Origin of the sequence: Nostoc sp. DedQUE08 (assembly GCF_034530895.1) — a bacterium.
Taxonomy (GTDB): Bacteria; Cyanobacteriota; Cyanobacteriia; order Cyanobacteriales; family Nostocaceae; genus Nostoc.
On the sequence record NZ_JAVRCD010000038.1, the window covers coordinates 68,818 to 85,015 of the forward strand.

Annotated in this window: 7 protein-coding genes; 4 read left to right on the forward strand and 3 right to left on the reverse strand. The window is 40.5% G+C overall.

Annotated features, from left to right (window positions below):
- Positions 1-6 precede the first annotated feature (6 nt).
- Both RMY64_RS23255 and RMY64_RS23260 read right to left on the reverse strand, forming a co-directional pair.
- Entirely contained in the window at positions 7-3,894 is a 3,888-nt protein-coding gene (locus RMY64_RS23255) for an Eco57I restriction-modification methylase domain-containing protein (RefSeq protein ID WP_322701260.1), read from the reverse strand.
- A gap of 65 nt (positions 3,895-3,959) precedes the next feature.
- Positions 3,960-6,830 (reverse strand): helicase-related protein, encoded by a 2,871-nt coding sequence (locus tag RMY64_RS23260; RefSeq protein ID WP_322701261.1) that lies wholly within the window; start codon positions 6,828-6,830, stop codon positions 3,960-3,962.
- 605 nt (positions 6,831-7,435) lie between these two features.
- On the opposite strand from RMY64_RS23260, the gene RMY64_RS23265 reads away from it, so the two are divergent.
- The 4 genes from RMY64_RS23265 to RMY64_RS23280 all read left to right on the forward strand — a co-directional run bounded on the left by RMY64_RS23265 (position 7,436) and on the right by RMY64_RS23280 (position 14,883).
- On the forward strand, positions 7,436-7,999 hold the full coding sequence (locus RMY64_RS23265) for a hypothetical protein (protein WP_322701262.1): 564 nt from the start codon (positions 7,436-7,438) through the stop codon (positions 7,997-7,999).
- Positions 8,000-8,063: 64 nt separating this feature from the next.
- Positions 8,064-10,748, forward strand: coding sequence for an ATP-dependent helicase (locus RMY64_RS23270; RefSeq protein WP_322701263.1), 2,685 nt, complete (start codon positions 8,064-8,066; stop codon positions 10,746-10,748).
- 105 nt (positions 10,749-10,853) lie between these two features.
- Positions 10,854-13,700 carry a DEAD/DEAH box helicase gene (locus tag RMY64_RS23275; RefSeq protein WP_322701264.1) on the forward strand — a complete coding sequence of 949 codons (2,847 nt, stop codon included), beginning with the start codon at positions 10,854-10,856 and terminating at the stop codon, positions 13,698-13,700.
- A gap of 115 nt (positions 13,701-13,815) precedes the next feature.
- Entirely contained in the window at positions 13,816-14,883 is a 1,068-nt protein-coding gene (locus tag RMY64_RS23280; RefSeq protein WP_322701265.1) for a WD40 repeat domain-containing protein, read from the forward strand.
- A gap of 65 nt (positions 14,884-14,948) precedes the next feature.
- Here RMY64_RS23280 and fghA read toward each other — a convergent pair whose 3' ends face one another.
- Positions 14,949-15,797: an S-formylglutathione hydrolase gene (gene fghA, locus RMY64_RS23285; RefSeq protein ID WP_322701266.1), complete on the reverse strand. Its 849-nt coding sequence runs from the start codon at positions 15,795-15,797 to the stop codon at positions 14,949-14,951.
- Positions 15,798-16,198: the final 401 nt, after the last annotated feature.

Below are 16,198 nucleotides of genomic sequence, written 5' to 3' on the forward strand. Positions count from 1 at the left end.
TTTAATTTAAGTATCAAACATTCTACCCCAAGCTTCCAAAACTAACCTTTGTGTGCGATATTCACCAAATTGCTTTATTTCATTATTCTTTAAAACGCGGAATGTTTCGCTGGGGAAGTCTGCGCCGTAAATATTAGCAGGGTCGAGAATATATCGCAGTTCGTCACGGGTGAGTCCATATAATTTGGCGTAATATGCGTCTAATTCTGCTCTTAATAATGCGCGTCTGTTGCTGTTCCAAATAAAGGGTTCGCCGTCGTATCCCATATCTTTGGCGAAAGGTTGCATATCCCAAGCGGTGTAGACTAATTCGAGTACGCGGGTGCTAATAAATTGGATGTTTTCTTGGGTATATGAGTCGGGGGAAAGGACAGGTAGTTGTTTGAGAATGTAAAAGTTCATATTAGCGCCACCAACTTTTTGCCTAGACACAAAGTCAAAAACTATTGTGCAAAAATTTGCAAAAAGACAGCTAACTAATTTTATGTTAGTTATATTGACAAATATTATAGGAGCATTATTACCAACAGCAACTTTAGGCAATATGCTAAAAATGGCAGTACGTTCATTACTTGAAAAAGTAATTCCTCTAACTGATAATAACCAATTATATTTCCACTTATTTCGTAATCTATTTTCGACTTCTTGAGTTTTAACCCAATAACGAGGTTGAACTTTCCACGAAGGATTTTGTTTCACTTCATCGGTAGATTGAGGCAAAGAACGTTCATTTAAATTAGCTTGAGATGCACCCTCATAGGTAGAATATCGGTGGTCGAAATAATAAAACATTTTAGCTTCATAAAGCGGTAAAGTATTTTCAGATTCATATTCTTTGAATAAACCACTATCATTTGACATATGGAATATTGTTGTACATGAAATATTCCAAGGATTTGAATTAGTAATTTCGTTTTCAATTACCTGAGCATTTTGATAAATTTTTTTGCTTAACTGTGCATCTTTTACAGTGCGGAATACAGGACAATTCAAGGTGTTAGGGTTTATTAATGCTAAGTCTGCAAAAGAGAGAATAATTTTTCTATTAGGATCATTAGCTTGTTGGATATCTAAAGCTAACCAAGTAAAGGTAGCTGTACTAAACTTACTTTGCAAGCCCCCGAAAATCACAATACAAAAAGTTACGTAGTCCTTGATTCCACTAAATATCATCTTTGAATTTTTAAATCCAATTATGCTATTTAAATTTGATGATTCAACTAGATTACGAAAGAAAAGCGATGTAGTTGAATCGGTAGCAATTCCTGTTGGTACAATAATGCCTGCTCTCCCATCAGGTGAAGTCAACTTTCTCGTACTCTCCGTAAACACGGCATAAGTATTAATATCTCCCACCGCAGTTAACGGATATCGCTGAGATTCACGGATAAACTTACTCTGTGCCTCAGCATCATGTTTCGCATCTTCAAAGGCTTGTGCTAACTCAGGATTTTTCTTTGGTAATTCCTTAATCAACTGCTCCCGTGCTGCTTTATTTGCAGCATTTGCTATTTCCGCACTGCGAGAAGCAAAAAATTCCTTTTCTTGTAACTTAATTCTTTCCCAAGGTGGATTTCCTAACACACAATCAAAGCCATCTTGCTCAAAAACTTCAGGAAACTCTAAAGGCCAGTGAAAGAAATGCTTATCTTCAGCTAATTTATTTGCTGCATCTACTATTCTTTGAGTTGACAAATTACCATGTAAAAGCTGAGTTAACGCTTCTGTTGTTGGTAACAGTTGCAAATTCTGTTCAGTCAACGGCGTAAAAAATGCCGCAGTCCATAAATTACAAGCTGAATAGTCTCGCCACCATCCAGAATCTTTACGAGTTTGCTGATATCGTGCTTGCTTTTCTCTCACTTGTTGCGGTGTGACTTCAGCAATATGTCCTAACTCCCGCAAACTTTCTGCATAATGTGTACGTTCAGGTTCTAAACCCCCAAACAGTGACAATTGTCCCCTATTATCTGTCTCCCGTTCTTTCTTATTTCGCTTCTTAAGCTCTGTGGCTAACTTCTTATCATCTCCAGTCACAGCCTTATACGCTTCATCAGGTATTCCTTCATCCAGATAATTAATATCCAACACTCCCACCAGAGAATTACCACATTTAATTCTGTGATCTAAAAATGTCAGTGGTAACTTACCTGGAAAACCTTCAATCCATAATGCTACTTTGCATAAATCCACTGCTAACGGATTTAAATCCACCCCATAAATACAATTTTGAATAACATCTCGAATCGCTAATTTTAAAGGTTCACTTCCCGGTTCTGCTTCGCCAGTACGGACTTTGGCTAATTCTCTCCCAATACGTCTAGCTGCTGCTAAAAGAAAATGTCCCGAACCACAAGCCGGATCGCAAACTTTTAAACCCAGAAGTGCTTCTTCTAATTCTTGATTATTTTCTGAATTGCGAAGTTTCTCTTTTAGACTGCGAAGTTTTTCTTCAATTACTGGTTCAAGTGCAGTTTTGATAAGTTGTTGTACAAGCTGCGGCGGCGTATAGTAAGAGCCAGTAGTTTTCCTTTCACTACCAAACACCAAAGCAAATTCATATCTCCTCTGACTCTGTATTACCTGGGGATGGAAATCTAATAAACTCTCATACACGCTCCCCAATTCTTCCACATCCAAATATTCATAATTTACTCGCCGCAGTTGTACTTTATCTTGATATAGCGACAACTGGCGAATTGCTAAGAGTAAATCATAATTATCAATTGCACAATTATCTAAAGCAGACAGAGTATTAGAACCAAATAAATCTCCATTCAGGGGAGACAAACCCAGTACTTCACCGCGCCAGTTTTCATCAAAGAGCAAGAAAGTTACCCACAAACCTTGCCATAAATCTTGAAAACCTTCCCGCCGCCAATGAGGACGTTCGGCTAACTCTCGCAAGCGTTCAATGCTGTAATATTCTCGGTAAATCCGAGATTTCTCTAAATCATCTCCAATTAATAATAAATTGCGGGATTCTGCCACCATTAAAAACAGCAAACGATAAATTAATCGCAACAATTGGCGATATAATTCGTAATTTGTAATTTCTGCTTCGTAATTGGGGATAATTCCAAGTTTTTGACGTAGCCGTTCGTTTTGCGGATGTTGAATAAAACCGTTACCTAATTGAACAATGGCTTTTTCAACCCCGTCCCGTAGTTTTTCGCGTACTCGTCCCCCCTGTTGCAGTGCTTCTTGGTGGTAGTATTCCAGCAAGCATTTATCCGCATCATCCATACCTTCAGGTAAGCGGGAACGGTGAAACAACCGATAAAATAACCCAAATTCGGCAAAGTTCTCACCACTGAGAATCTGCTCTAAGTCAAATTCGATATAAGTAAGCCGAGTCATCAACGAAGAGTCACGCAGTAACCGCCAGCGATAACCATTGGTTGCGATCGCCCACAGATGCTCTGTCTTGTTAAGATACTCCTGCACCAGCGCGTGTGCTGATAACCTGGGTGTCCCACTGGGAGGACGTTTATCGATTTCTAGCCGACAACCAATAATGTGGATAGGTGGCTTATTTTCTCCTGCTTCTGCACGATGGGAAATCGCATAAGTTTTGTCCTCTACAACTTCGGCTGTTGCAGTGTATACAGGTTCATAACCTAGACTTTGCAGTAATGGCACTGTCCAAAGTTCACGGGTAATTGTAGTAGCCGAGTTATTCTCATCAAGCCTTGCCAATGCCCGTTGAAATGCTGCCCAGTATGCTTTAGCATCGCCCCAGGCAGTAGCAATTTCATCTGCTAATTTATCAGTTTTATTAAAACCAAAATCTTCTGGTGATTGCCCTTTGATACTGCCTTCTAGCATTTGGGCAGTCATATCTGGAGCTAATAAATTTCCTTCGATTTGAAGCGCAGTTAATGTAGTTTTCATATCTATCTAAAGAATTAAAAATAAAAAATTAATAGCTGGCGGCAGTGCAGTTGCACGACTACCTTTTACTTACGTCCGGGTTGGAGGATGAAAATGCCGAGAACATCCATCGGCAATTGGGGAGTGACACGAATTCGACCTTCTTGAGTCATTGCTCTGACGCGTCTATGGCTTTGTAAAAGTTCTTCTGCTCTTTCTCTGGCGAACTTTTCCAAATCTGGCTGGAGTTCTTCTAGCCTTTGAAGTAAATCAGCAATTTCCACCTGCTTGATAGCTTTACCAACATCGCTGACTGGCTTGGCTTGTTGCAGTAGTGATGTTGCTTCCAACTGCGTCAACCAGCTAGGACTAGAAGGCGAACCTGTAAAGCCGATAACCGCGCATTCTTCCGCTAGTAGAGATGTAGTATTTCGCGTTTCTGTAGTACGTTTAGAACTGTCTAGCAAATGCCGTAACCTTACCAGCAGCAAAGTTGTGCGCTTTTGTACCGCATTAGTTGTAGTAAAGCCGCATCTTGCTGCGATCGGTTCTGTTGTGTGGGAGAGTGCATCTTCTAAGATGTACCGTGCCAAGCCTTCCACTAAAGGGTGATTTCGGCCTACGTATTCCACGCCCTCCGGTGTTGGGGTGGTAAAAGAGAGTAAACGCGACTTATCCCCTAAAGTTGACTTGAGAAAATCCGGTGGTTGGGAAAGTAACCACACTTCGGCTTCGCTCAGTGACCTTCCCTGCTTTTTCTTAATTAAAGAACAAGATATGCGATCGCAGGCCGACAAGACAAACCGCTCTACATCCTGCTCATTCCCTAAAATCTGGTCAGAGTCAATTAATTCCTGTTCTACTTGCTCAGGCTTAATGGCACGTTGAGCAAAGCGAGTCCGATTGGTTTTTTCACGTTCTACTGCCTTGTCCCAATTCTTATGAACTTTATCAACCGCAGATTCTTCTTGAAACTCAAACAGGGATAACTGAATAACCTCAGTAGTACGTTCAAAAAGGGATTTAAATACTGCTTCCGCTACAGTGGTACTTTCCATTGGTACGGGAACAGTAATCCCTAAAGACTTGTGAATCTGCACAGCTTTGCGAATCAGAACATCCAGAACTGCACCATCAACAGGATTATCTCGACCATAAAGCAAGCAGGCTTTTACCTTAGTTGCTGTTTGTCCGTAGCGGTCAATACGTCCTTCACGTTGTTCTAACCGATTAGGATTCCAGGGTAAATCGTAGTGAATTACTGCACTGAAGTGTGTTTGCAGGTTTACCCCTTCACTCAAACAGTCTGTAGCAACTAGGACTCGTTGGGGATAAGATTTTAGCTCCTCTAGTCGAGTTTCCCGCTCATCTTCGGAAAGTTCTCCAGTAATCGCAATTACGCGGATCTGACTACCTTTCTTCTCCAATTTCTGTCTGAGAGCATCAGCTACATAGTTTGCTGTAGCAATATAGCGACACCAGACAATCGGGTTGATCTCCTCTCTGAGGAAAGATTCTACCGTAGCGATGCATGATTGTAGCTTTTGGTCTTTGCCACCTTGCAACTTCTCTGCTGCTTGCACAAAAGCTTTTAACTTGCGTTTGTCTGCATCTTTGTAACTCTGCTGTCCCTGTTCTATAACCACAGTTGGGGAAGCATCAACGGCTTGTTCTTGCTCTGTGGGATCGTGAACATAAGAACTCATCAAATCTTCGTCTAAATCAGCCAGTAAGCGATCGCCTGATTTACTAACTTGGCGATTTAATGTAGCGATCGCAGCCGCAGGTGAAGACATGACACAACGAATCAAAGCCAATGCCGACCAGTATCTTCCCCGACGTTGAGCATGATTCATGTCAGCCGTAGTCGTTTTCACTAGACCACGGGCAAAATCATAGACTTCATCAAATAGTTCTTTGTACTCTTTCGATAACTTATATGATTCCTCGCTTGACTCTCGTTCAGGAAAAGGAGTTTCATTCCCTAGCCAGAGCTTGACATCTGCCCGTCTGCGCTGAACGAAATGATTCGCTAAGTGGTCACGTTGTTTGTCAGTTAAGCTATTGAGATTGAAATGCTCAAACTCCGGCTTCAGCAAACCTAAAAGTGAGAGAAAAGATTCTTCAATCCCACTGTGAGGAGTAGCTGTAAGTAACAGTAAATGCTGTTCTTGTTTTTGGGCAATTTCTGTAATTAGTTGGTGTCGCTGCTGCTGGGATGTTGTAGTTTTATTTGGACGGGCGCAAGTATGTGCTTCATCCACAATTACTAAGTCAGGGCAATGAGTTATAAAACTAGCACGACGACGCTCTGCTTTGGCATAGTCCAAGCTCACAATCAGGTGGCGATAATAACTAAAAACACTGTCATTATTTGGTATATTCCGCTCTAACTTGGAAGCTGTACCAGAGCGTACTACCACCGCATCAATATGAAACTTTTCACGTAATTCCTGCTGCCACTGATCGCACAAGTGTGGTGGACAAAGCACTGCAATACGCTTCACCTCACCTCGGTCTAGCAATTCACGAGCTATTAATCCAGCTTCGATGGTCTTACCAATCCCTACATCATCAGCTACCAGTAATTTTACCGTCTCTAACTTTAGTGCCATCAATAAAGGGACTAACTGGTAAGGACGAGGACGCAGCGATAACCGTCCTAAACAGCGAAAAGGCCCTGCACCGCTACGGAGTAAAAGACGTGCAGCATCCATAAGTAAAAGTGCAGCTGCATGGTCTTGTACGCTATTAGCTTGAGGTAAGGGAAATGTGGCTGATTGAATGTTCTCTAGCTTTTCTTGTAAAAGTTTTTGATAAATACCAGCTATTTCATCTTCGTTGCCAGAAAGTGGTCGTAAGCGAATAACATCCTGGTTTTCAGAAGGTAGTACCACCCATTGCCGACTGCGACAGGTGACTATGGAACCAGGTGAATGGTTCACAGTTTGCGCCATTGTTAGCCTATATTAGTATTGAAAATTTGGCAGCAGATTAATTAGTAAAAATAGTAGTAATTACTGAATTAATACTTATGAGCAAGCAAGTAGTATGTTCACAAGTCTTTTCTGTTTTAAAGTAAGCTTAAGTACAATGTAAGTAGTAAGATTACGTAATTTAGTTAGTATTTATAAAATTTCTGCTTTTGACCAAGAGCAAGTGACAATTACTGCGATCGCAGCCATGCTCAAACCTCTAAAGCTCATTGGAAGCCTCCTGGCATTGACTACTGGACTGACACAAGCCGCGTTGATGTTAAATCATGTACCAAAATTCGCTATTTCAGTAAGCTGTTAGAAAAACCACTGCTGTGGGAAAACTTAAAGCAAGACCAAGATATTGTGTTAAAGACATTGGCTGTAATTCGTCAGTCGAACGCTACAAATTGCAGCGTTACGCAACAGGAGCGGCAACGTATTAGTGAGTCAATAAAATAGTAAATTTGTACTATTTAGCTGATAAATAAATGCTTACTGCTAAAATCTTCTGAAAAGTCAGGGTATGTTAAGTTAACAATTATTGATAAATAAAATTGCAGTCGCGCAATTCTATTAAGGGTTATATGGAAGACTTATCTATTATTGAATTATTTTATACTTATTTGGATTTAGAAGTTAACAATGATAATCAGATATTTCGTATAGGATTAGTATCCCCTAATTTAACAAAGGATTTTTTGGAAGAATCTTTAAACCAAGCTTACGAAGAAATAAGGAAGCTAAAAAATAGTAATTTAGCAGTATGCGGTCATAACTTCCGCCGCTTTGATTACCCTTATCTAATTGAGCAAGAACCTCAATTATCTTCTTGGCATATAATTGACACTTTAAAACTATCAATACTCGCTTTCCCCCTACAGCATTCGCATAAGCTAAATAAAGACTATAAGCAAAGTGAATATTCAAGTAATAATCCTCTAGAAGACGCACAGGCAACTCGATTATTACTTGGTCAACAATTAGAAGCACTATTTAAAAAGCCTGATGAAGTACAACAGGTATATATTTGGCTCCTAACTTGTGGTTGCGATGATGCAGACCTTGCATATCAACAATTTTTCAGCGATCGCCTTGGTTTGAAGATTGAACAACCCGCCATAGAAATGCTGCCAGAAACCTTATTGTAATAGCAACGATCAACCGTTCCCGCTCGACCGTCTCAGTGATGAAGCTGGAATTAGCTTACATGACTTGACTGCTAGAATCTGTGAACTGCAAAAGGCTGAAGTCTGTTCTTTTGAAATACCAATTACACTTGTGATCACCAAGGGTGTAAGAGGAGATGCCCGTAATAATCATGAACGCATTTGCCAGTTAGAAGACCAATTACTCCAAGTGCTTAATGAGTTGTTTGGTAATGAAAATGAAATACAAATAAATCTGCGTGGACTTGCTTCTCGACTTGACCCAGACAATAGTAAAAAAATCAGAGCATCCAACATCATAGATATTTTGGAAGGTTGGGTTGCTCAAAAATGGCTAAAGTTAAGTAGAATTTCTAGTGATGTGGTTCGCTTAGGAGAAATGAAAGTTGCAGAACATTTACCTGGGCATAAAATTCTCACAACTACAGTATTGGAAGTTTTGTATCAAGCATTGGGAGATACAACAGGAGCAAGATTACCTCTGAAGTACGAATTAGGTAAACTTGCTAAAGAAGTTACCCAAAAAACTCAACTTGACTGGAATAATCAAGAGTTAGAAGTTATTCTTTTGTGGCTGCACCATGATGGGCTGAATCTCTTTCAACAGTCGCTGAAAGTCCGTGTAATAAAAAACGCAAGTGTTTCCAGAGTAAAACGCCGTTACCCTGAAGTTGAAGCTCACTATGATGAACAAACTCGTCGCACTCATTACATGGTGAAGTATGGTCAGTTAAAGTTAGATGAACAGCGTCAGCAATTTGTTCGTGATTACTTTGGTACAAATCAAGAAGAATTCGTTTCAAAGTACCAATTTTTGGCACAAGAGATTACCAGACCGATTCTTCCAGAAGATTACAACCGTATTCTAGAACCGCTTAACCCTGCTCAAAAAGAAATTGTTTTAGCTTCACACCCAACAATGGCAGTGATAGCAGGCCCTGGTTCTGGTAAAACAAAAACTATTGTTCACCGGATTGCTTATCTTGTAAAGGTTAAGCGAGTTGAGCCGAAGCGTATTCTTGTTTTAGCTTACAACCGTAATGCAGTTAGAGAATTACGGTTGCGGTTGCGTAATTTGATTGGCGAACAAGCATCACGAATTCGGGTCTTTACTTTCCACGGTTTAGCCTTATCACTTTTGGGACGGACGGTAGGTGAATACAGAGGAACTCAGACAATAAATTTTGATCGGCTTTTGGTTGAAGCTTGCAAATTAATTGAAAAAGGCGAAGAATTTGAAGATGCAGATGAAGATACTCAGGCACGACGAATTCAATTATTAGGAAAATTAGAATATATATTTGTTGATGAATACCAAGATGTTAGCGAACAAGAATATCGCTTAATTAAGTTAATTGCGGGGTTAAATGAGTCAGAAGATGAAAGTCACTCAGTACAAATAAATCTTTGTGTCATTGGAGATGACGATCAGAATATTTATGAGTTTAGACATACCGATCCAAAATATATCCTTCAATTTGAGGAAGAGTACAAAGCAAAACGCCTCTTACTGATTGAAAACTATCGTTCTACAGAGTCAATTATTCAAGCTGCTAACAAGTTAATTAATAATAATAAAAAGCGGTGCAAAATTATACTTGAAGAACAGGTAAGAATTGATAACTACCGCAGTGGATATCAAGGTTTAGCAGTTGAAGCTTATAGTTTTAATAATATTAACTCGCAAGCACTTTGGGTACAGCAGCGCATTCAGTCATGGATCAAACAGGGAATACGTCACAATGAAATTGCTGTCCTTGCTCGTCATTGGGATAACTTAGCTCCCACTAGATTACTTTTAGAAAGAGTAAGAATTACAACTTATTCTTTAAAAACAGATGGATTTCAACTTATTAAAAATTTAGTAACCTGTAAGCTCATCGAAGAATTAAAGCGCCAGAATCAGAAAATTCTTCTACCAGAAGAATCCGTACAAGCTTGGTTTCTCAGTCTTTTTGCTCAATGGGAACGCAGTTCGCAAGAACCTACAGTCAAAGTCTTGCTTAAGATTGCCCATGACATTGACCAAGAACGAGGATTTGATTCTGAAGAATTAGCTCTTCCCATTAGTGTAGCTGATGTTCTTACTACTTTATTTGAATTCAATGAAAGTCCAGAAGTAATATTAGATGATCGAGCAGTTCTAGTTACAAGTTGTCATGGTGCAAAGGGGCTAGAGTTTAGAAAAATTATTCAGTTAGTAGACGGTTTTGGAATTTCTTCAGATGAAACTGAATCAGAACGGCGATTATTTTATGTGGGAATGACTCGTGCTAAGGAAGAATTAGTTCTATGTTCCACACGACAAAGTTTATTTGTGATGGAATCAGGTGTAAATACAAAATCTTTAAGCCCTGCAACAACCTCTCTGCCACGGCAGATGTTCTATTCCGACCTGAGTCCAGGAGATGTTTATTTAGGACATCATTCTACTAAAAATAGCCAACATATCATAACTCATCTTCAAGAAGGTACTCCACTCCAATTCCAGAGCAACAGATACAATAACGGTTGGGATATCTTGACAATACAAGGGCAAATCATTGGAGCTTTGTCAAAAAAAGCGAATGCTGAATTAGGTTACAAAGGATTCAAACCTGGACAATTTCAGTTTCAGGCAAGTGAAGTTATAGTCAGAAGTATATATCGTCATTTAAGAAGAGATGAAGTCAATGGAAATATAACAGAAGATTGGTTCGTTGTAATTCCGCAAATTCGCGTATGCCGATAATAAATTGGATAGGCAACGCAAGCAACGAAAATGCCAGAGTAAATTCATTAGGTTTATACTGACATTCAGTAACAAATAATTTACTGCTAGCAGAAACATAAATTTGTGACTGATAACAAACCAACCGATTACGCCGCAATTATCCGTGCCGCTAACCAAACTGTTCCAGAACCCCCTGAATGGCTAAGTGCAGGTAGATATGTTTACTCACCGGAGTATGGAGTTGGGGAGGTAATGGCATTATTGGGCAGACGGTTGATTGTCAAGTTTGTTGAAGAGGTTAAGCCAACTCAATTTGGAGATTGGGAGCAAGCTCTAGTTTTGGGATCAATTAAAGCAAGTAACGCCAACTTAGTTTCTTCCACATCATTTCTCGAAGATAACAACGCCGCAGCCACAACAATTATTGAGCAGATTCAACAAATCCCCCAGGTAGGATTTCAGTCTGTAGCGCAAGAACTGATTGCAAGCATTAGAGCGATAGATATTAAAAATGCTAACCAAGGGATAACTCACCCCTTACCGGGCGATTTACCACCTGCTTTACGTTTAGCGTTACAGAATAACGGTATCACCCAGATTTATTCTCACCAGTTAGAAGCTCTAACAAAGTTACGTGCTGGATTTGACTTGAGTATCACTACGCCTACAGCAAGCGGAAAGACGCTGTGCTACAACCTGGCTATCCTGGAATCGTGTATTAAGCAACCGCAAACAACAGCACTGTATATTTTCCCCCTTAAAGCATTAGCTCTAGATCAAATGCGAAAGTTACAGTCGCTTGTCAAAGCAATGCCCAACACTCGCCTCAAACTCGCACTGATGACGGGAGATACACCAGCTACTGAGCGGCAGCGTTTTTTTATCCCCAACCCCCCAAACATCTTGGCAGTCAGCCCTGACTTATTGCATTACTATCTCTACAATGTACGCCGTCGAGATGAAGGAGTTGGATGGCGACAGTTTTTAAGACAGTTGCGCTACTGTGTAATTGATGAAAGTCATACCTATACTGGGGCTTTCGGCGCACACTTTGCTAATCTCATGCGGCGGCTAAGGTTAGCAGTTGATGCGGTTGGTGGTAATTCCCAAAGACTGCAATTTATTTGTTCTAGTGCCACGATCGGAAATCCTCAAGATATGGCATTGCGGTTTAGCGGCAGAACCCATCAACCCCAAAGATTACACCTGATTGAGGATAGTGGTGCTCCCTATAAAGGACGTACCTTATTATCTCTTGCTCCCAACAATGCAGCTAATGTTGAAGCTACTAAAATAGTGATTTCCTGGTTGCAGCATAATCTCAGTGGAATTGTCTTTTGTAACTCTCGTGCAGCTGTCAAAGGTTTACTTGGGTTAATCCAAAGAGAAACACAACGCATTGGATTAGGTTATTTAACTTCCAAGGTAGCAGTTTTCTACAGTTCCTTAACGGGCGATCGCCGTAGCGAGATTATTCAAAAACTCCAAAGTGGACAAATCAAGGTAATTATTTCAACTTCTTCTCTAGAAGCAGGAATTGATTTGCCCGAACTAGATTGCTGTTTAATCCGGGGGTTTCCAGGTAGTCTGATGTCATTTTGGCAACGAGTTGGTCGAGCCGGACGTAAACAGTACGGATTAGTGATTTATCTGCCATTGGGACAAAACCCTATTGATGTATACTACGCTCGGCATAGCGAAAAGTTACTATCAGGAGAAGTTGAATCTGCCGCATTTAACCCTGACTACCCAACAATTCTAGGTAAACATTTAGAATGTGGTTGTATTGAAAGTAGTTTAACTTTAGGAGAACTCAATACTCGTTTTGGAAAAACAGCCGGTGCAGTTGCAGATTCTCTTTTACAACAAAGCAAAATTTTCTTAAGTGGCAATGGGAAACTTTGGGGAAGAGGTTATCCTCATAGAGAGATTAATATCAGAAGCAGCACTCAAAGGTCAATTTCTCTAATTAATAAACATACGGGCGAAATTTTAGAAAGTATGTCGCTACCGTTAGCCCATCGGGAAGTATTTCCCGAAGCCATATATATGGTGCAAGATGAAAGTGGGCAATTAATAGCATACCGTAGCGAAAGCTTAAATGAAGATAAAGGAGAAGCATTACTAACATTTCTAGAAAGAGATACAGATTTATTTACTGAAGCGGAGTCAGAATTAGATATTCAACCACTTTCTACCTTGGCGGAATCTAAAATTATTCCTACTAATATTAAAGATGCACGGTTACGTTTAACTCTTGTCTGGGGAGAAATTACGAATTCTGTAATTGGTTATAGATTGATGAAGCGTACCTACGGAATGACTTGCAAAAACCAACGTTGCGCTAATTATAAAAAACCACTTGAAGGAAAAACTTGTTCATTGTGTAAACAGGCACTGAATGCAGCAGAAGTAACAAAACTTCAAAAAGAAATAGCATTTTCAGAGCCATACGTTACAAAATACCAAGCGCCTTGCGTACTAGTAGAGTTAAATGAGCCGTTACAGAAAGCCCTGCAAATAACTGTCAATAAATACAAACAAGAAATTATGGCCGCTAATGGAGGTGAGGTTCCAGAACTTTATCAATCATTATGGAGTAGCAGTGCTGAAGTGACGGCACTGTATAGTATCCAGCACCAGATAGTTAAAGCTGTACCTTTGGTAGTTTTATCCTCCAGTTTGGATGTAGATGAATTGGCCATACAAAAAGAAAGCAGGAACATTGGTTACTTTTTTGACACCTGTGAAGGTGGGAATGGGGCAGCAGAAGCTATTTTCTCCGACTTCATAAAGTTTGCTGCTGCATCTTATGCTTTAGCAGCCGAATGTGATTGTGAAGCTGGTTGTCCAAGATGCCTGCATTCAACAGCTTGTCCACAACATAATGAACCATTGCATAAAGATGTGGGTTTGTTTTTATTGGATGCAATTAGCCAAGCAAGGCTCAATTCCCAAAATCCATCTTGAACCGAGCATTTGAATTAATGGTCTATTAGATTGGGTGCGATGACGTACCTGCCCGCCTTTGGTATCGCCCTCCACCAAATGGGAACCATGTTATGTAATTGCATTCCTGGGCACCATGAAATTATTGCATTTTCTCAAATCCAGACCAGTCATTATAGTTTTAGCGATTGCAGTAGATATCACTGTTATTGATGTACATTCTTCCAGTTCAAATCTTCCCATAGACAAGAGTACAATTACTCAGTCCCAACCACAGATTCAACTTGTTCACACACTGACTGGCCATAAAAAAGTGACTTTTGGTGTGAGAGCAGTTGCGATTAGCCCTTCGGGGCAAACCCTGATTAGTGGAGGTAGAGATGATACAATTAAATTTTGGAACCTGCGTACTGGAAAATTACTGCGTAGTTTAAAAGCTGACTCAGATGGTGTCACTTCAATTGCGATTAGTCCAGATGGTAAGCGGATTGTAAGCGGTGGGATAACCACTCCAACAATGAAGGTTTGGGATTTACGCACTTTCCTTATGCTTGATAGCGAAAGTGGACATACTCAACCAGTAGAAACCGTTGCGATTAGTTCAGATGGTAGATTGATTGCTAGTGGCAGTGACGATGGCACAATCAAGCTTTGGGATTTACACACGCTTAAGTTGCTTGATACCATTCCTGCACACTCAGGATTTGTGAGTAAAGTTGCATTTAGCCCTGATATGCAAACCCTTGTAAGTGCTGCGGGTGGCGATGATAATACAATTAGGCTGATTGATTTACAAACTAAAAAAACACGCCATATTCTTAAAGGGCACAAAACCGGAGTTGATGCTATTGCCATTACTCCAGATAGCAAAAAGCTTGTTACTGGTAGTTTTGGTCAGCTAATTTCTCGAAATCGTGCAATTAGTACCCTGAAGTTATGGAATCTTCAAACTGGAAAACTGCTGCATGAGTTTACTGATAATTTTAGTTCAGTTGAATCTCTTGCCATCAGCTCCGATGGAAAAATTCTGATCTGCGGCAATTATGATGGCAGTATTGAACTGTGGAGCTTAGAGACTTTAAAACTGTTGCAAACATGGAGGGATGGTTCCAGTTCGGTTTTAGGGCTTGTTCTGAGCCGGGATGGTAAAACCCTTGCTAGTAGCAATGAGGATAGCATTATACATATTTGGCAATTTAAATAACTGCATTGTTTAACTACAATCTAAAACTTAAGAAAAGTGTCAAATCTGAATTCCTGTCTTCCGGTCTAGTTTTTTAAAGCAATCGCATGGTGGCGGATATGATCTTCAATAAAACTGGCGATGAAATAATAACTGTGGTCATAACCTTCTTGGTAACGCAAGTTTAACGGCTGGTTAACATCTGTACAAACTTGCTTAAACACCTCTGGCAGTAATTGTTTAGCTAAAAATTGATCGCAAGTCCCTTGATCGATAAGAATTGAACTGTGATAACCTACTTGCTTGACTAATTCACTAGCATCATAAGCACGCCAATTTTCTTGATTGCTGCCAAGATAACCATTGAAAGCCTTTTGACCCCAAGGACAACGCATAGGTGCAGTAATCGGTGCAAAGGCTGATACTGATTTGTAGAGTTCTGGGTTTCTCATTGCACACACAAGTGCCCCATGTCCCCCCATCGAATGACCGAAAATGCCTTGTTTATCAGGTTGGGTGGGGAAATTTGCAGTAATTAAAGCAGGTAATTCCTGGACGATATAACTATACATTTGGTAGTTTTGACGCCACGGTTCTTCTGTAGCATCAACATAAAAACCTGCACCAGTGCCAAAGTCCCAGTCATCATCCTCACCTGCAATGCCAGTATTACGCGGACTGGTATCTGGTGCAACCAATATCAAACCGTACTCAGCAGCAAAGCGCTGCACTCCTCCCGCCTTCGCCATAAAATTCTCTTCCGTGCAAGTTAATCCAGAGAGAAAATAGAGAATCGGTACAGGAAATGAGATTGCTTGTGGTGGTTGATAGATGGTAAAGCGCATTTCAGTGTTACAGGTGGAGGAGTGATGACTGTAGAAACCGAGTTTGCCACCAAAGCTTTTATGTTCTGAAATCAGGTTGAGGTTAGCCATTAATTATATTCTTTTTCCTGAGCGGCTGCGGAGAATGGTTATTTTAGCGTAGTAGTTCGCTTTCGTCACGAAAGCGGGGAGAACGGGAATGGGGAAGGTGGGGTCCCCTCTGGGGATAAGGGGCGGGATGCCAGTAGCAGTTTTAATTTCATTGATAGGCAACAAATAAGGTATCCCCACTCAATCAGCCCTCCTATCCCCCGTCACCGCCAATTGGAGTACCAATGTGGCGGGAGTACCCCGGAGGTTTAGATGGATACATCGCAGTGGCGCACAGATGTGCGCCACTACGCTAAAAGCTAGATTTCTGGGTCAACCAAGCGGGTAGTGGGACGGCTCTGATACAAATCTTGAACGACTTGGACAGCAGAAACTACAGCTACAAGGCTAATGACTGCAAC

What these genes read in the sequence shown, in the direction of transcription:
- RMY64_RS23255 (WP_322701260.1), bottom strand. Translation starts at nt 3,894, where the DNA reads ATGAAAACTACATTAACTGCGCTTCAAATCGAAGGAAATTTATTAGCT.
- RMY64_RS23260 (WP_322701261.1), bottom strand. Translation starts at nt 6,830, where the DNA reads ATGGCGCAAACTGTGAACCATTCACCTGGTTCCATAGTCACCTGTCGC.
- RMY64_RS23265 (WP_322701262.1), top strand. Translation starts at nt 7,436, where the DNA reads ATGGAAGACTTATCTATTATTGAATTATTTTATACTTATTTGGATTTA.
- RMY64_RS23280 (WP_322701265.1), top strand. Translation starts at nt 13,816, where the DNA reads ATGAAATTATTGCATTTTCTCAAATCCAGACCAGTCATTATAGTTTTA.
- fghA (WP_322701266.1), bottom strand. Translation starts at nt 15,797, where the DNA reads ATGGCTAACCTCAACCTGATTTCAGAACATAAAAGCTTTGGTGGCAAA.